Here is a 16,989-nt window from a genome sequence, read left to right as displayed (position 1 = left end):
GCAACCTTACGGCTTCCGGGGCCCCCGGCCGCAGCCCTCTTGCACGGCCGGGTGAACTCTGTTCGATCACTCCCGGAGCGAGGACGGCGCCTCCCGCCGCACCACCGGTGCGATCTCCTCCACGAACCGCCGGAGCGTCTCCAACTGCTCCGGCCGGCTCAGCCCGAAGCCGTCCACGGTGATCGACTGGAGGTCGTGGCGGTAGACCTCGTGCCAGCCGAGGATCTTGTCGATGATCTGCTGCGGACTGCCGATCAGCTGCGGGCCGCCCTCGATCGCCTCCTCGATCGTGCGGAACGGGGTGTTGTAGCCGGCCTTGCCCGCCAGATGCGGCTTGAAGGTCTGCCGCACCCGCGCCTCGTACAGCTCCTTGTACCGCGTGACGGCCGCCTGCGAGCTGTCCGCGATGAGCAGTCCGCCCGATCCCGCCGCCACCTTGGCGTCCGCCGGATCGTGCCCGTACGCCTCGAACCGTTCCCGGTAGTGGGCGATGAGCTTCGCGTACGCCTCACGGGGCTGGATGGCGTTGGCGGTGAACAGCGGATCTCCGTGCTTCGCCGCCAGTTCGGGGGAGTTGAGGCTGGTCGCCGAGCCGTGCCAGATGCGCGGGAGCCCGTCGTACGGCCTGGGCACCGTCGTCACGTTCTTCAGCGGCGGCCGGAACTCGCCCTCCCAGTCCACGCCTTCCTCGCTCCACAGCCGCCGCAGCAGCTCGTACTTCTCCTTCTGGAGGTCCCACTGCCGCTCCTCGTCGAGCCCGAACAGGTCGAAGTGGCCCGCCTCCGCGCCCTTTCCGACGACCAGCTCGATCCGGCCCCGGGAGATCTGGTCGAGCGTCGCGAAGTCCTCCGCCACCCGGACCGGGTCGAGGATCGCGACGACGGTCACCCCGGTGAGCAGCCGGATGGTGCTCGTACGGGCCGCGATCGCGCCCAGCACCACGCTCGGGCTGGAGGAGAGGAAGGCCCCGGCGTGCCGTTCGCCGACGGAGTAGGCGTCGAAGCCGAGCTCCTCCGCCACCGAGGCCGTGTCGATCACCTCCTCGAACCGGTCGGCGGCGGAGGGAACGTCACCGGTCAGCGGGTGCGGGTCGTGACCGATCAGGGAGAGCACGGAGAATCTCATGAACTCCACTCTCCCCGCGGCACGTTGCACGCGTATGGCGGGAGTGTGGCACCGGCCCGGTGTGCGCGGGTACGCGGACGGGGGCGGCTCCCGCGAGGAAGCCGCCCCCGTCCGCGTACCCGTGGGGGGTGGTCGGTGGATCAGTCCCGGTCGGCCAGCAGCTTCTCGACGCCGTCGCGGACGTCGTCCGTCGCCAGGCCCCGGATCGTCAGCGTGGTCCGGCGGCGCAGCACGTCGTCCGCCGTCTCGGCCCACTCGTGGTCGCGGGCGTAGGCGACCTGGGCCCAGATCTCCGGGGCGTCCGGGTGGACGCGCTCGGCGAGGGCCGGGTTCTCGTTCGCCAGGCGGGCGATGTCGAAGGCGAGCGAGCCGTAGTGGGTGGCCAGGTGCCGGGCGGTGTCCGGCGCCATCCGGGGGCCGGGGGCGGGGCCGTCGATCAGCAGCCGGTGCGCGACCGCGTTCGGGTTGGCGATACCGGGCAGCGGGAGCTTCCTCGGCAGCCGGTTCATCGGCTCCATGTCCTCGGCCAGCGGGTGGCCCGGGAGGGCGGCCAGCTTGTTCATCACCGTGCGGCCGATGTGGCGGAAGGTCGTCCACTTGCCGCCCGCGACGGACAGCATCCCGCCGCGGCCCTCCGTGACGACCGTCTCGCGCTTGGCCTTGGAGGTGTCGCCGGGCCCGCCGGGCAGCACCCGCAAGCCCGCGAAGGAGTACGTGATCAGATCGCGCGACAGCTGCTGGTCCTTGATCGAGAACGCCGCCTCGTCCAGGATCTGCGCGGTGTCGGCCTCGGTCACCGAGACGTCCGCCGGATCGCCCTCGTACTCCTCGTCCGTCGTACCGAGGAGCAGCATGTCCTCCCACGGCAGCGCGAACGTGATGCGGTACTTGTCGATCGGGGTGGCCAGCGCCGCCCGCCACGGCCGGGTCCGCTTGAGGACCAGGTGCGCGCCCTTGGAGAGACGGATGGAGGGGGCCGCGTTCGGGTCCTCCATCTTCCGCAGGTGGTCGACCCAGGGGCCGGTCGCGTTCAGCACGAGCCGGGCGTCGACGCCGAACTCGGTGCCGTCGGTGCTGTCCTTCAGCTCGGCGCCCGTCACCCGGCCCCGGGTGAAGCGCAGTCCGGTGACGGCCGCGTGGTTGAGGACGACCGCGCCGGCGTCGGTGGCGGCGCGGACCGTCATCAGCGCCATGCGGGCGTCGTTCATCTGGTCGTCGCGGTAGACCGCGACCGCCTTCAGGTCGTCCGTACGCAGCTCGGGCACGTCGCGCTGCGCCTTGGCCGGGGAGATGACATGGCCGACGCCGTCGCCGAAGGCGGAGAGCGCGGAGTAGGCGAAGACGCCCGCGCCGAGCTTGGCCGCGCCGTGCGGGCCGCCCTTGTAGACGGGCAGGTAGAAGGTGAGCGGGTTGGCCAGGTGGGGGGCCACCTCGCGGGAGACCGCGCGGCGCTCGAAGTGGTTCTCCGCGACCAGCTTCACCGCGCCGGTCTGGAGGTAGCGCAGGCCGCCGTGGAGCAGCTTGGAGGAGGCGGAGGAGGTGGCGCCGGCGAAGTCGCCGGCGTCCACCAGTGCCACCCGCAGCCCGGACTGCGCGGCATGCCAGGCGGTGGAGATGCCCAGGATGCCGCCGCCGATGACCAGGAGGTCGTACGTGGCCCGGGACAGCTGGTCCCGGGTCTCGGCGCGGCTCGGCAGCGAGCCGGAGGCCGGGTGCGTTCCGAGGGCGGGAACGCTCTGCAGGGTGGTCATGGTGTTGCTCCTCGTCAGCTTTCTTCGTCCTCGACCCAGCCCATGGTCCGTTCGACGGCCTTGAGCCAGCTCTTGTACTCGCGGGCACGGGTGTCCGCGTCCATGCGGGGTGTCCACTCGGCGGCCCGGCGCCAGTTGGCGCGCAGCGCGTCGGTGTCCGGCCAGAAGCCGACGGCCAGACCGGCGGCGTAGGCGGCGCCGAGGCAGGTGGTCTCGGCGACCATGGGGCGCACCACGGGCGCGTCCAGGAAGTCGGCGAGCGTCTGCATCAGCAGGTTGTTGGACGTCATGCCGCCGTCGACCTTGAGCGCGGTCAGCTCGACGCCGGAGTCCTTCGTCATGGCGTCGCTGATCTCGCGGGTCTGCCAGGCGGTGGCCTCCAGGACGGCACGGGCGATGTGCGCCTTGGTGACGTAGCGGGTGAGACCGGTGATCACCCCACGGGCGTCGGGACGCCAGTAGGGGGCGAAGAGACCGGAGAAGGCGGGCACGAAGTAGGCGCCGCCGTTGTCCTCGACCGAGGAGGCCAGCGTCTCGATCTCGGCGGCCGACTTGATCAGACCCATCTGGTCGCGCATCCACTGCACCAGCGAACCGGTGACCGCGATGGAGCCCTCCAGCGCGTACACCGGGGGCTTGTCGCCGATCTGGTAGCCGACGGTGGTGAGCAGCCCGTTGTACGAGTTCACCGGGGTGGAGCCGGTGTTCATCAGCATGAAGGTGCCGGTGCCGTACGTGGACTTGGCCTCGCCCTCGGCGAAACAGGTCTGGCCGAACAGCGCCGCCTGCTGGTCGCCGAGCGCGGAGGCGACGGGCACGCCGTCGAGGATCCCGCCCTTGGCGTGGCCGTACACCTCGGCGGAGGAGCGGATCTCGGGGAGCACCGCGGCCGGGATGCCGATGGAGGAGAGGATCTTCTCGTCCCACTCCATCCGGTGGAGGTTCATCAGGAGGGTGCGCGAGGCGTTGGTGACGTCGGTGACGTGCACCCCGCCGTCGGTGCCGCCGGTGAGGTTCCAGATGACCCAGGAGTCCATGGTGCCGAAGAGGATGTCGCCGGCCTCGGCGCGCTCGCGCAGCCCCTCGACGTTGTCGAGCAGCCAGCGGACCTTGGGCCCGGCGAAGTACGAGGCGAGCGGCAGCCCGGTCTCGCGGCGGAAGCGGTCCTGGCCCACGTTGCGGCCGAGCTCCTTGCAGAGCGCGTCGGTGCGGGTGTCCTGCCAGACCAGCGCGTTGTGCACCGGCTCACCGGTGTTCTTGTCCCACAGCAGCGTGGTCTCGCGCTGGTTGGTGATGCCGATCGCCTTGACGTCGGCGGAGGTGATGCCGGCCTTGACGATGGCCCCGGCGACGACCTCCTGGACGTTCTCCCAGATCTCGGTCGCGTCGTGCTCGACCCAGCCCGGCTTCGGGAAGATCTGCTCGTGCTCCTTCTGGTCGACGGAGACGATCCGGCCGTCCTTGTCGAAGACGATGCAGCGGCTGGAGGTGGTGCCCTGGTCGATGGCCGCGATGAACGGCCCGGTGCCGTGGGTGCCGGTGGTGTGTGCGTCGGTCACGGTGTGCTCCCGGAAGTCTGTGAAGGGGTGGAGGTGCGGCTCGGGCTACGCGAAGGCGAGGTTGTAGAGCCCGCCGGCGAGTGCGCCGCCGACGAGCGGACCCACGATGGGTACCCATGCGTAGCCCCAGTCCGAACCACCCTTGTTCGGCAGCGGCAGCAGGGAGTGCACGATGCGCGGACCGAGGTCGCGGACCGGGTTGATGGCGTAGCCGGTCGGGCCGCCGAGCGAGAGGCCGATGCCGACGACGACCAGGGCGGTGATCAGCGCGCCGAGCGTGCCGATGCCGTTGCCCCCGTCGTTGAGGCCCTGGGTCAGGATCGCCAGGACCAGCACGGTCGTCGCGATGATCTCGGTGATGACGTTCTGCACGCCGTTGCGGATCTCCGGACCGGTGGAGAAGACCCCGAGCACCGGACCGGCCTTCGGGGCGGCGGTCTGGTCGACCATGCCCTCGTCGGTTGACTTGGTCCCGACGATCTCCGGGTCGGTCAGGTGCGCGTGGAACTGTCCGTAGTACACCGCCCAGACCAGCAGGGCGCCGATCATCGCGCCGAGGAGCTGCGAGCCGAGGTAGAGGGGGACGTCGCCCCACTCCGTGCCGCCCTGGATGGCCAGGCCGACCGTGACCGCGGGGTTGAGGTGGGCGCCCGATACGCCGCCGGCGAGGTAGGCGCCGGTCAGCACGGCGAAGCCCCACCCGAAGGTGATGGCGAGCCAGCCCGCGTTCTGGGCCTTCGAGCGCTTCAGCGTGACGGCGGCACAGACACCGCCGCCGAGCAGGATGAGTACGGCGGTACCTATGGTCTCGCCGATGAAAATGTCGGAGCTGGACACCCGCGACTCCTTTGTCCTTCGTCCAGGGGAGAGCGGAGCACCGGTCCCGCCGGTGTTCCGCGCCCCAGATGGGTATCCACGAAGCGTGGGCAGCCCACCTGTAAGGGCTTGACCGGCCCTTGGCACTGTCACACCCTAACGCGTATTGCCGTTAGGCGTTCGACAATGCCGACCGTTGAACGGCAGTGTTTCCCCGAAGTGAAGGAAGCGTCAAGGGTTCTGTGGTGCACGACTCGGTGCGCGACGCGATCGTTACCGGCGGTGGTCGCAAGCCGTGCGTTCGAGGCGGAGGCGTGGCGGCGGTCGCCCGCAGCGGGGAAGCCGGTGGAGCGGGCCGTGCGGCCGTCAGAAGCGGCCGGCGCCCAGATCCCGGGAGACCGCGCGGGCGCAGTCCCGTACGGCCGCGATCAGCTCGGGGCGCAGCGTGCCGCCCGGGGCCACCCGCTCCACCGCACCGGTCACGGCGACCGCGCCCACGGGCATCCTGCGCCGGTCGTGGACCGGGGCGGCCACCGCGGCGACGCCCTCCCAGGTCTCCTCGGCGTCGGCGGCCCAGCCCTGGGCCCGGATCAGGTCGAGCATCGACTCGAACGCGTCGGCGGCGGTGACGGTGCGCCCGGTGAAGGAGCGGCGCTCCGCCTCCATGACCTCGCTGTGGGCCACCGGGTCGTACGCGGACAGCACCTTGCCCAGCGCCGTGGAGTGCAGCGGCTGCATCGCCCCGACCTCCAGCACCTGGCGGCTGTCGTCGGGCCGGAAGACGTGGTGGACGATCAGGACGCCGTGCTGGTGCAGCACCCCGAGGTGGACGCTCTCGCCGCTGGAGCGGGCCAGGTCGTCCGTCCAGACCAGGGCGCGCGCCCGCAGCTCGTGGACGTCCAGATAGCTGTTGCCGAGACGCAGCAGCTCCGCGCCCAGCTGGTAGCGCCCCGAAGCCCCGTCCTGCTCGACGAAGCCCTCCAGCTGGAGTGTGCGCAGAATGCCGTGCGCGGTGCCCTTGGCCAGCCCCAGCGAGGAGGCGATGTCGGAGAGCCCGAGCCGGCGCTCGCCGCCCGCCAGCAGACGCAGCATCGCGGCCGCCCGCTCCAGCGACTGGATGTTCTTGGCCATCGCGCCGTACTCCTCCACCTCGGTTCGACAATGCTGAACACTATCGGTCGATGCCGACCTGCGCCGGACTCCGGGGGAAAGTCTCCGCCACCCGGCCCCACGCGCCGCATTCGCCACAGCATGCAGTCCGTCTCATGGACGCCCCTACGGTCCCGGGCACCGTCGGGCTAGGCTGGCGAGGTGCGCCTTCCCCAAGAAGGACGCAAAGCCGACAGCCGTCGCATCCCTGGGAGATCATCCATGGCCTCGTTGCCGACATCCGCCGCCGACAGCCGGACCCGCGCAGAAGCACTCCGAGAGGCACTCGCCACCCGCGTGGTGGTGGCCGACGGGGCGATGGGCACCATGCTCCAGGCACAGGACCCCACGCTGGAGGACTTCGAGAACCTCGAAGGCTGCAACGAGATCCTCAACATCACCCGGCCCGACATCGTGCGCTCGGTCCACGAGGAGTACTTCGCGGTCGGCGTCGACTGCGTCGAGACCAACACCTTCGGCGCGAACCACTCCGCCGCCAACGAGTACGAGATCGCCGACCGGATCTTCGAGCTCTCCGAGTCCGGCGCCCGGATCGCCCGCGAGGTCGCGGACGAGTTCGGCGCCAAGGACGGCCGCCAGCGCTGGGTCCTCGGCTCGATCGGCCCCGGCACCAAGCTGCCCTCGCTCGGCCACACCACGTACGACGTCCTGCGCGACGGCTACCAGAAGAACGCCGAGGGACTCCTCGCCGGCGGCTCGGACGCCCTGATCGTCGAGACCACCCAGGACCTGCTGCAGACCAAGTCCAGCATCATCGGCGCGCGCCGGGCTATGGACGCCCTCGGCCTCCAGGTGCCGCTGATCTGCTCCCTCGCCTTCGAGACGACCGGCGTGATGCTCCTCGGCTCCGAGATCGGCGCCGCCCTGACCGCCCTGGAGCCACTGGGCATCGACCTGATCGGGCTGAACTGCTCGACCGGCCCGGACGAGATGAGCGAGCACCTGCGCTACCTCGCCCGCCACTCCCGTACGCCCCTGATGTGCATGCCCAACGCCGGCCTGCCCGTCCTCACCAAGGACGGCGCGCACTTCCCGCTCGGCCCCGAGGGTCTCGCCGACTCCCAGGAGCACTTCGTCCGGGACTACGGCCTCTCCCTCATCGGCGGCTGCTGCGGTACGACCCCCGAGCACCTGCGGGTCGTCGTCGAGCGGGCCCGCGAGCTGACGCCCACCGAGCGCGACCCGCGCCCCGAGCCCGGTGCGGCCTCCCTCTACCAGCACATTCCCTTCCGTCAGGACACCGCCTACCTGGCGATCGGGGAGCGCACCAACGCCAACGGCTCCAAGAAGTTCCGCGAGGCCATGCTGGAGGCCCGCTGGGACGACTGCGTCGAGATGGCCCGCGACCAGATCCGCGAGGGCGCGCACATGCTCGACCTCTGTGTCGACTACGTGGGCCGCGACGGCGTCGCCGACATGGCGGAGCTGGCCGGCCGCTTCGCGACCGCCTCCACCCTGCCGATCGTGCTGGACTCCACCGAGCTGCCCGTCCTGCGCGCCGGGCTGGAGAAGCTCGGCGGCCGGGCCGTGCTGAACTCGGTGAACTTCGAGGACGGCGACGGCCCCGAGTCCCGCTTCGCGCAGGTCAGCGCACTGGCCGCCGAGCACGGCGCCGCCCTGATCGCCCTGACGATCGACGAGGAGGGCCAGGCGCGCACCGTCGAGCACAAGGTCGCCATCGCCGAGCGGCTGATCGAGGACCTCACCGTCAACTGGGGCATCCGCGAGTCCGACATCCTCATCGACACCCTGACCTTCACCATCTGCACCGGCCAGGAGGAGTCCCGCGGCGACGGCATCGCCACCATCGGCGCGATCCGCGAGCTGAAGAAGCGCCACCCCGACGTCCAGACCACCCTGGGCCTCTCGAACATCTCCTTCGGCCTCAACCCGGCCGCCCGCGTCGTGCTGAACTCCGTCTTCCTCGACGAGTGCGTCAAGGCGGGCCTGGACTCCGCGATCGTGCACGCCTCCAAGATCCTGCCGATCGCCCGGCTGGAGGAGGAGCAGGTCAAGGTCGCCCTCGACCTGATCTACGACCGCCGCGCCGAGGGCTACGACCCCCTCCAGAAGCTCATGGAGCTCTTCGAGGGCGTCAACATGAAGTCGATGAAGGCGGGCAAGGCCGAGGAGCTGATGGCCCTCCCGCTGGACGAGCGGCTCCAGCGCCGCATCATCGACGGCGAGAAGAACGGCCTGGAGGCCGACCTCGACGAGGCGCTCCAGGACACCCCGGCCCTCGACATCGTCAACAACACGCTGCTGGAAGGCATGAAGGTGGTCGGCGAGCTGTTCGGCTCCGGCCAGATGCAGCTGCCGTTCGTGCTCCAGTCGGCCGAGGTCATGAAGAGCGCTGTGGCCCATCTGGAGCCGCACATGGAGAAGACCGACGCCGACGGCAAGGGGACGATCGTGCTGGCCACCGTCCGCGGCGACGTCCACGACATCGGCAAGAACCTCGTCGACATCATCCTGTCCAACAACGGCTACAACGTCGTCAACCTCGGCATCAAGCAGCCCGTCTCCGCGATCCTGGAAGCCGCCGAGGAGCACCGCGCGGACGTGATCGGCATGTCCGGTCTCCTGGTGAAGTCGACGGTGATCATGAAGGAGAACCTCCAGGAGCTCAACCAGCGCAAGATGGCCGCCGACTTCCCCGTCATCCTCGGCGGCGCGGCGCTGACCAGGGCCTACGTCGAGCAGGACCTGCACGAGATCTACGAGGGCGAGGTCCGCTACGCCCGCGACGCCTTCGAGGGCCTGCGCCTCATGGACGCGCTCATCGGCGTCAAGCGCGGCGTGCCGGGCGCGGCCCTGCCCGAGCTCAAGCAGCGCCGGGTCCCCAAGAAGACCACCGACACCGCCGTGCTGGAGGTCGAGGAGCCCGAGGGCTCGGTGCGCTCGGACGTCTCCATCACCAACCCCGTCCCCGAGCCGCCGTTCCGGGGCACCCGCGTCATCAAGGGCATCCCGCTCAAGGACTACGCCTCCTGGCTCGACGAGGGCGCCCTGTTCAAGGGCCAGTGGGGCCTCAAGCAGGCCAGGACCGGCGACGGACCGACGTACGAGGAGCTGGTGGAGACCGAGGGGCGCCCGCATCTGCGCGGCTGGCTCGACCACCTCCAGTCCAACAACCTCCTGGAAGCCGCCGTCGTCTACGGGTACTTCCCCTGCGTCTCCAAGGGCGAGGACCTGATCCTCCTCCACGAGGACGGATCCGAGCGCACCCGCTTCACCTTCCCGCGCCAGCGCCGCGGCCGCCGCCTCTGCCTCGCCGACTTCTTCCGCCCCGAGGAGTCCGGCGAGACGGACGTCATCGGCCTCCAGATCGTCACCGTCGGCTCCCGGATCGGCGAGGCCACCGCCGAGCTGTTCGCCGCCAACTCCTACCGCGACTACCTGGAGCTGCACGGCCTCTCCGTCCAGCTCGCCGAGGCGCTCGCCGAGTACTGGCACGCCCGGGTCCGCAGTGAGCTCGGTTTCGCGGGGGAGGACCCGGCGGACGTCGAGGACATGTTCGCGCTGAAGTACCGCGGCGCGCGGTTCTCGCTCGGTTACGGGGCGTGCCCGGACCTGGAGGACCGGGCCAAGATCGCCGATCTCCTGCAGCCGGAGCGGATCGGCGTGCACCTCTCCGAGGAGTTCCAGCTCCACCCCGAGCAGTCCACCGACGCCATCGTCATCCACCACCCCGAGGCGAAGTACTTCAACGCCCGGTAGGACGGAGTTCGCCCCGCGCTCACGCGCCTCTCGCGCACCGCGGGGCGACACGTCGTACACTGGTCGGTCCAGCGCAGGCCGGTCGCCCTCCCCTTTCTGGGAATGGCGGCCGGCCTTCTCGTCCCTTACGGAAGGTGTGCCGGATGACCAGTACGGTCCCCGCGTCCTTGACCCGCACGGCCGAAGGCGCCGCCCTGCAGGCGGTCCTTCTCGACATGGACGGAACCCTGGTCGATACCGAGGGCTTCTGGTGGGACGTGGAGAAGGAGGTCTTCGCCGGACTCGGGCACCGGCTGGAGGAGTCCTGGCGGGACGTGGTCGTCGGCGGCCCGATGACCCGCAGCGCCGGCTACCTCATCGACGTCACCGGCGCCGACGTCCGGCTGGACGAGCTGACCGTACTGCTCAACGACGGCTTCGAGCGCCGCATCAGCCGGGGTGTGCCGCTGATGCCCGGAGCCGAGCGGCTGCTCGCCGAACTGGCCGCCTTCGAGGTGCCCACCGCGCTGGTCTCGGCCTCCCACCGCCGGATCATCGACCGGGTGCTGGACTCGGTGGGCCACCACCACTTCGCGCTCACGGTCGCCGGGGACGAGGTCGCCCGGACCAAGCCCCACCCCGAGCCCTACCTCACCGCCGCCGCGGGCTTCGGCGCCGACCCCTGGCGCTGCGCCGTCATCGAGGACACCGCGACCGGCGTGGCCGCCGCCGAGGCCGCCGGCTGCCGGGTCGTCGCCGTGCCGTCCGTCGCCCCCATCGCGCCGGCGGCCGGACGCGTGGTCGTCGGCTCCCTCGAAGAGGTCGACCTCGCCTTTCTGCGGGGGCTCATCACCGGATCGAGCGGAACGGGCTGACCGCATCCGGCGCCCTCGCGTGCCGGGCGGCCGCTTGTGAACGAAGAGTGGATTTTCTGCTCCCCTCCGTGCGCGTTCCGGCAACGTTCCGTGGATGTGGATCAGTCGCAGGGCGGATATGTGAAGAGGTCGGACGAGTGACCTTCCTCACCCGAAGACCTCCGGTGGCCCGCCGGGATCGGGTGAGCTGTCCGTAATGATGATCGTATGTCGGCCCTGCCGGTCGCCGAGGGAGTCCGAGCCGCCCGCCGGACGGTCGGAGGGGCCACCCACGGCTACTAACTTTGATTCCTCACCTGCCGGGATGAGGGAGAACGTCCAGATGAACCGCAAGACCCTGGTGCTGCCGGCCGTGGTCGGCCTGCTCGCCCCCGTGCTCGCCGCCTGCGGCAGTACGGACAGCGGCGCCGGTGGCAAGGGGGCCATCGTCGTCGGCACCACGGATCAGCTCGTGGCCTCGAAGGAGAACCCCGCGCCGCTCGACCCGGCCATCGGTTACGAAGCGGGCGTCTGGAACGTCCTGCGGCAGACCGTGCAGACCCTGACCGCGGTGCCCAACGGCGGCGGCGAGCCGGTCCCCGAGGCCGCCCGCAGCTGCACCTTCACCGACACCGCGAACGAGAGCTACCGCTGCACCCTGCGGGCGGGCCTCACCTTCGCCGACGGCACGCCCGTCACCGCCGAGGACGTGAAGCACTCCATCCAGCGCGTCATCGACATCGACTCGGACAGCGGGCCGGTCGGCCTGCTCGCCAACATCGACATGATCGAGACCAAGGGCGAGGACCAGGTGATCTTCCACCTGAACACGCCCGACGCGACCTTCCCGTACAAGCTCGCCACCCCCGCCGCCGGCATCGTCCCGAAGGCGGACTACCCGGCGAACGCGGCGCGCCCCGGCTTCCAGGTCAACGGTTCCGGCCCGTACACCATGAAGCCGCAGGTCGAGGACGGCCGGGTCGTCAGGATCTCCTTCGCCAAGAACCCCTCGTACAAGGGCGAGCTGAAGGTCCTCAACGACAAGGTCGAGATGGACCTCTTCCCCGACGCCGAGGCGATGGGCAAGGCGCTCGACGAGGAGAAGATCCACATGATGACCCGGGCGATGTCGCCCGAGCAGGCCCACGACATGCTCGTGGAGCCGAAGGAGGGCATCGAGCTCACCGAGCTGCCCGGCCTGGCCATCAGCTACCTCGGGTTCAACACCAAGGACCCGGTGGTCAACAAGTCCGTCCGGCAGGCCATGGCGCAGATCATCGACCGGGGCGAGATCGCGGGCAAGGTGTACGGCACCACCGCCGAACCGCTCTACTCGCTGATCCCCTCCAGCATCGCCGGGCACACCAACGCCTTCTTCAACAAGTACGGCGAGCCCAGCACCGCCAAGGCCGCGGAGATCCTCCGCGCCGCCGGGATCGATACGCCGGTGAAGTTCACCCTGCACTACACCAACGACCACTACGGCCCGGCCACCGCCGCGGAGTTCAAGGCGATCCAGCAGCAGCTGAACCGCTCCGGCCTCTTCGACGTCTCCGTCCAGGGCAAGGAATGGTCGACGTACCGCCCCGAGCAGAAGCGCGGCGACTACGCGGCCTACGGCATGGGCTGGTTCCCCGACTTCCCGGACCCGGACAACTACACCGCGCCGTTCCTGGACGCGAACAACTTCCTCAACTCGCCCTACCGGTCGCGCGAGGCGGAGAAGGTCCTCATCCCGCAGTCCCGCCGCGAGGCCGACCGCACCGCCGCCGCCACCACCTACGAGAAGCTCCAGGACATCGTCGCCAACGACGTGCCGGTGCTCCCGATCTGGCAGGGCAAGCAGTACGTGGCCTCCCGCGACGGGATCGCCGGGGTGGAGCGCTCCGTCAGCGCCACCTCCGAGCTCCAGCTCTGGGAGCTCAACCGGCCCAGCGCCTGAGCCCCACCGCAAACGCCGTCCGGCCCGTACTCCACCTCGTGACAGGTGGGGTACGGGCCGGACGGCTTGGCGGGTTGCGGGTTCCTACTGCGCGCCGGGGCGCACCAGCCCGCTCTCGTACGCGTACACCGCGGCCTGCACCCGGTCGCGCAGGCCCAACTTCGTCAGCACATGGCCCACATGCGTCTTGACCGTCGTCTCGCTGACGAAGAGATCCGCCGCGATCTCCGCGTTGGACAGCCCCCGCGCCACCAGCTTCAGCACCTCGACCTCGCGGTCCGTCAGCGTGTGCAGGGCGTCCGGCACCGGGTCCTCACCGGACGGCAGATGATCCGCGTACTTGTCGAGCAGCCGGCGCGTGATGCTCGGCGCGAGCATCGCCTCGCCCGCCGCCACCACCCGGATCGCCTGCACCAGCTCGGCCGCCGGAGCGTCCTTCAGCAGGAAACCGCTCGCCCCCGCACGCAGCGCCTCCACCACGTACTCGTCGAGATCGAAGGTGGTCAGCACCAGCACCTTCGCCGGGCCGTCCTTGCCGGGGCCGGTGATCTGACGGGTCGCCTCCACGCCGTCCATCCGCGGCATCCGGATGTCCATGAGCACCACATCGGGCTGCAGCGCCCGCACCTGGTCGATGGCCTGCAGACCGTCACCGGCCTCGCCGACCACCGCCAGATCGCCTTCGGCCTCCAGAATCATCCGGAAACCGGTGCGCAGCAGAGGCTGGTCGTCGACCAGAAGGACGCGGATCGCCACAGGAACTCCTTAAGGGCCTTCAAGGGCCACGGCTCGGCCGGCCTCGGCCTGGACCGGTCCCATTCTGCCCTGGCCATCCTCGCCCGAATCCGCCGGGCGGACCGACAGCGGGTATACCGGGGGAGTCCCGCCGAATTCCGGACACACCGCCTGGTGATCGCACCAGCCGCACAGCTTCGTCGGCCGGGGCCGCCAGTCACCGGTCTCCGTCGCCAGCCTGATCGCGTCCCACAGCGCCAGCAGCTTGCGCTCCACCCGCTCCAGATCCGCCACCACCGGGTCGTACGTCAGCACGTCCCCGCTGCCCAGATAGACCAGCTGGAGGCGGCGCGGCACGACACCCTTCAGCCGCCAGACCACCAGCGCGTAGAACGTCATCTGGAACAGCGGCCCCTCGGAATACTCCGGCCGCGGCGCCTTGCCCGTCTTGTAGTCGACGATCCGGACCTCGCCGCTCGGCGCGACGTCCACCCGGTCGATCACCCCGCGCAGCCGCAGCCCCGACTCCAGCTCCGTCTCCACGAACAGCTCACGCTCCGCCGGCTCCAGCCGCGTCGGGTCCTCCAGCGAGAACCACCGGTCCACCAACCGCTCCGCCTCACCGAGCCAACGCGTCAGACGCTCGCCCTCGGCGTCCCCGGCGAACAGGCCGGTCAGCTCCGGCTTCGACTCCAGCAGCCGGTCCCACTGGCCGGGAATCAGCGCCCGCGCCCGGGGCGCCGTACGGTCGGCCGCCGGGACGTCGAAGAGCCGCTCCAGCACCGCATGGACCAGCGTGCCGCGGGTAGCCGCCTCGCTGGGCTTCTCCGGCAGCTTGTCGATGACCCGGAAGCGGTAGAGCAAGGGGCACTGCATGAAATCGCTCGCCCGCGACGGCGACAGGGACGATGGCGGCTGAGGCGGCCGCGGCACGGAGGTCATGTCTCAAGACCCTACGGCCCGCCACTGACAGCGAGCGGCATACCATCGACGGCAGACCCTCGCACACTGCATGATCGTGGCACAGGCCACTCACCGAACCGAAGGGACCCCGTGGACGAGAGCGGCGACAGCGGGCGGCCGCAGCCCGGCGCAGGGGGAACGGCCCCCGGTACCGGCCCCGACGACGGCAAGCCGAAGCGCCCCGCGGAGCCGGGCGGCGGCCTGCTCATGGGCCGCCCCTTCGGCGTGCCCGTCTACGTCGCGCCCAGCTGGTTCGTCGTCGCCGCGCTGATCACCTGGGTCTTCGGCGGCCAGCTCGACCGGGTGCTGCCCGAGCTGGGCGGCGCCCGCTACCTCGTCGCCCTGTTCTTCGCCATCGCCTTCTACGCCTCCGTGCTCGTCCACGAACTGGCCCACACGGTCGCGGCCCTGCGCTACGAACTCCCGGTCCGCCGCATCCAGCTCCAGTTCTTCGGCGGCGTCTCGGAGATCGAGAAGGAGAGCGAGACGCCCGGTCGCGAGTTCGTCCTCGCCTTCGTCGGGCCGCTCCTGTCCCTGGTCCTCGGCGGCGTCTTCTACGGGGCGATGCAGCTCGTCGAGCCCGGCACGGTCCCCGGCGTCCTGCTCGCGGGCCTGATGATCTCCAACCTCATCGTGGCCGCCTTCAACCTGCTGCCCGGCCTGCCCCTCGACGGCGGCCGGATGCTCCGCGCCGTCGTCTGGAAGATCACCGGCAAGCCCATGAGCGGCACCATCGCCGCGGCCTGGGTCGGCCGCGGCCTCGCCGTCGTCGTCCTCATCGGACTGCCGCTGCTCACGCACACCGGAGCGCTCGGCGGCAGCGCCCAGGACATCGGCGGGGTCGAGACCGTCATGGACGCGCTGCTCGCCGCGATCCTCGCCGGCATCATCTGGACCGGCGCCGGGAACAGCCTGCGCGTGGCCCGCCTCCGCGAGCACCTGCCCGACCTCCGGGCCCGCACCCTGACCCGCCGCGCCGTCCCCGTCGAGTCCGCCACCCCGCTCTCCGAAGCGCTGCGCCGGGCCAACGAGGCGGGCGCCCGCGCCCTGGTCGTCGTCGACGGACAGGGCAACCCCAAAGGCGTCGTCCGGGAGGCCGCCATCGTCGGCGTCCCCGAACACCGCCGCCCCTGGGTCGCCGTCAGCGGCCTCGCCCAGGACCTCACCGACGGCATGAAGGTCCCCGCGGAACTGGCCGGCGAAGCCCTCCTGGACCGGCTCAAGGCCACCCCCGCCACCGAATACCTGGTCGTCGAGGAGACCGGCGAGATCTACGGGGTCCTCTCCACCGCCGACGTGGAGCGCGCCTTCGTGAAGGCCATGGCCCGCCCCAGCGCCTGAGCCCCCTCCGCGCCGGGGACAGGCGGCAGAAGGCCCCGGAATCACCGGTAGGCTGGTCACATGTCTGAACCGACCGGTGCCGCCCGCCGACGTGGGCCCTTCAAGGTCGGGGACCAGGTCCAGCTCACCGACCCCAAGGGACGCCACTACACCTTCACGCTCGAAGCCGGAAAGAACTTCCACACCCACAAGGGTTCTTTCCCGCACGACGAGCTGATCGGTGCTCCCGAGGGCAGTGTTGTCCGAACCACGGGAAACGTCGCCTACCTCGCGCTGCGCCCCCTGCTCCCCGACTACGTCCTGTCCATGCCCCGCGGCGCCGCCGTGGTCTACCCCAAGGACGCGGGCCAGATCCTGGCCTTCGCCGACATCTTCCCCGGCGCGCGCGTCGTGGAGGCCGGGGTCGGATCCGGCTCGCTCAGCACCTTCCTGCTGCGCGCCATCGGCGAGCAGGGCATGCTGCACTCCTACGAGCGCCGCGAGGACTTCGCCGAGATCGCCCAGCAGAACGTCGAGCGCTACTTCGGCTCCCCGCACCCGGCCTGGCAGCTGACCGTCGGAGACCTCCAGGACAACCTCTCCGACACCGACGTCGACCGCGTCGTGCTGGACATGCTCGCCCCCTGGGAGTGCCTGGAGGCCGTCTCCAAGGCCTTGGTGCCCGGCGGCATCCTCTGCGCCTACGTCGCCACCACCACCCAGCTCTCGCGCACCGTCGAGTCCATCCGCGAGATCGGCTGCTTCGCCGAACCCCAGCCCTGGGAGTCGATGATCCGCAACTGGCACGTGGAGGGCCTCGCCGTCCGCCCCGACCACCGGATGATCGGCCACACCGGCTTTCTGGTCACCGCCCGCCGCCTCGCGGACGGCGTCGAGCCGCCGCTGCGCCGCCGCCGCCCCTCCAAGGGCGCCTACGGCGAGGACTACGAGGGACCGGGCAGCCAGAGCCGCGGAGGCTCCGCCGCCGACCGCGGCTGACCCGTCCAACGCGCCGAAGCCGCCGCGCAGTTCCCCGACCGACCGGGGAACTGCGC

Annotated in this window: 12 protein-coding genes; 5 read left to right on the top strand and 7 right to left on the bottom strand. The window is 70.6% G+C overall.

Annotated features, from left to right (window positions below):
* Positions 1–66 precede the first annotated feature (66 nt).
* The 5 genes from ACFWRV_RS26580 to ACFWRV_RS26560 form a co-directional block, all read right to left on the bottom strand.
* Positions 67–1,125 carry an LLM class flavin-dependent oxidoreductase gene (locus ACFWRV_RS26580; RefSeq protein WP_384338253.1) on the bottom strand — a complete coding sequence of 353 codons (1,059 nt, stop codon included), beginning with the start codon at positions 1,123–1,125 and terminating at the stop codon, positions 67–69.
* Between the two features lie 140 nt (positions 1,126–1,265).
* Entirely contained in the window at positions 1,266–2,876 is a 1,611-nt protein-coding gene (locus ACFWRV_RS26575; RefSeq protein WP_384338252.1) for an FAD-dependent oxidoreductase, read from the bottom strand.
* A 14-nt stretch (positions 2,877–2,890) separates the two neighbouring features.
* A complete protein-coding gene (glpK, locus tag ACFWRV_RS26570; RefSeq protein ID WP_161267879.1) occupies positions 2,891–4,435 on the bottom strand; it encodes a glycerol kinase GlpK in 1,545 nt (514 codons plus the stop codon).
* Between the two features lie 45 nt (positions 4,436–4,480).
* On the bottom strand, positions 4,481–5,272 hold the full coding sequence (locus ACFWRV_RS26565) for an MIP/aquaporin family protein (RefSeq protein ID WP_384338251.1): 792 nt from the start codon (positions 5,270–5,272) through the stop codon (positions 4,481–4,483).
* Between the two features lie 345 nt (positions 5,273–5,617).
* Positions 5,618–6,382: an IclR family transcriptional regulator gene (locus ACFWRV_RS26560; RefSeq protein WP_384338250.1), complete on the bottom strand. Its 765-nt coding sequence runs from the start codon at positions 6,380–6,382 to the stop codon at positions 5,618–5,620.
* A gap of 240 nt (positions 6,383–6,622) precedes the next feature.
* Here ACFWRV_RS26560 and metH point away from each other — a divergent pair, with 240 nt between their 5' ends.
* From metH to ACFWRV_RS26545, 3 genes are all read left to right on the top strand, one after another.
* Positions 6,623–10,141 (top strand): methionine synthase, encoded by a 3,519-nt coding sequence (gene metH, locus ACFWRV_RS26555; protein WP_384338249.1) that lies wholly within the window; start codon positions 6,623–6,625, stop codon positions 10,139–10,141.
* Positions 10,142–10,284: 143 nt separating this feature from the next.
* On the top strand, positions 10,285–10,995 hold the full coding sequence (locus ACFWRV_RS26550) for an HAD family hydrolase (protein WP_384338248.1): 711 nt from the start codon (positions 10,285–10,287) through the stop codon (positions 10,993–10,995).
* 322 nt (positions 10,996–11,317) lie between these two features.
* On the top strand, positions 11,318–12,916 hold the full coding sequence (locus ACFWRV_RS26545; protein WP_384338247.1) for an ABC transporter substrate-binding protein: 1,599 nt from the start codon (positions 11,318–11,320) through the stop codon (positions 12,914–12,916).
* Positions 12,917–13,000: 84 nt separating this feature from the next.
* On the opposite strand, the gene ACFWRV_RS26540 is transcribed toward ACFWRV_RS26545, so the two are convergent.
* Complete coding sequence (locus ACFWRV_RS26540) at positions 13,001–13,672, bottom strand: response regulator transcription factor (protein WP_003970158.1); 672 nt, start codon at positions 13,670–13,672, stop codon at positions 13,001–13,003.
* Positions 13,673–13,681: 9 nt separating this feature from the next.
* Entirely contained in the window at positions 13,682–14,527 is an 846-nt protein-coding gene (locus ACFWRV_RS26535) for a RecB family exonuclease (RefSeq protein WP_384338246.1), read from the bottom strand.
* Between the two features lie 177 nt (positions 14,528–14,704).
* Between ACFWRV_RS26535 and ACFWRV_RS26530 the strand changes: the two genes are divergently transcribed.
* On the top strand, positions 14,705–15,955 hold the full coding sequence (locus ACFWRV_RS26530) for a site-2 protease family protein (RefSeq protein WP_384338245.1): 1,251 nt from the start codon (positions 14,705–14,707) through the stop codon (positions 15,953–15,955).
* A 60-nt stretch (positions 15,956–16,015) separates the two neighbouring features.
* Positions 16,016–16,933, top strand: a complete 918-nt coding sequence (locus tag ACFWRV_RS26525) for a tRNA (adenine-N1)-methyltransferase (protein WP_003970161.1) — start codon at positions 16,016–16,018, stop codon at positions 16,931–16,933.
* Positions 16,934–16,989: the final 56 nt, after the last annotated feature.

Origin of the sequence: Streptomyces sp. NPDC058576, from assembly GCF_042718715.1 — a bacterium.
Taxonomy (GTDB): Bacteria; Actinomycetota; Actinomycetes; order Streptomycetales; family Streptomycetaceae; genus Streptomyces.
The sequence above is the reverse complement of the archived record's forward strand: the minus strand, read 5'-3'. Positions and strand labels throughout refer to the sequence as shown.

Bases quoted from the DNA above. Each gene is read 5' to 3' on its own strand.
- ACFWRV_RS26580 (WP_384338253.1), bottom strand. From the start codon at position 1,125: ATGAGATTCTCCGTGCTCTCCCTGATCGGTCACGACCCGCACCCGCTG.
- ACFWRV_RS26575 (WP_384338252.1), bottom strand. From the start codon at position 2,876: ATGACCACCCTGCAGAGCGTTCCCGCCCTCGGAACGCACCCGGCCTCC.
- ACFWRV_RS26560 (WP_384338250.1), bottom strand. From the start codon at position 6,382: ATGGCCAAGAACATCCAGTCGCTGGAGCGGGCGGCCGCGATGCTGCGT.
- metH (WP_384338249.1), top strand. From the start codon at position 6,623: ATGGCCTCGTTGCCGACATCCGCCGCCGACAGCCGGACCCGCGCAGAA.
- ACFWRV_RS26550 (WP_384338248.1), top strand. From the start codon at position 10,285: ATGACCAGTACGGTCCCCGCGTCCTTGACCCGCACGGCCGAAGGCGCC.
- ACFWRV_RS26545 (WP_384338247.1), top strand. From the start codon at position 11,318: ATGAACCGCAAGACCCTGGTGCTGCCGGCCGTGGTCGGCCTGCTCGCC.
- ACFWRV_RS26535 (WP_384338246.1), bottom strand. From the start codon at position 14,527: ATGCAGTGCCCCTTGCTCTACCGCTTCCGGGTCATCGACAAGCTGCCG.
- ACFWRV_RS26525 (WP_003970161.1), top strand. From the start codon at position 16,016: ATGTCTGAACCGACCGGTGCCGCCCGCCGACGTGGGCCCTTCAAGGTC.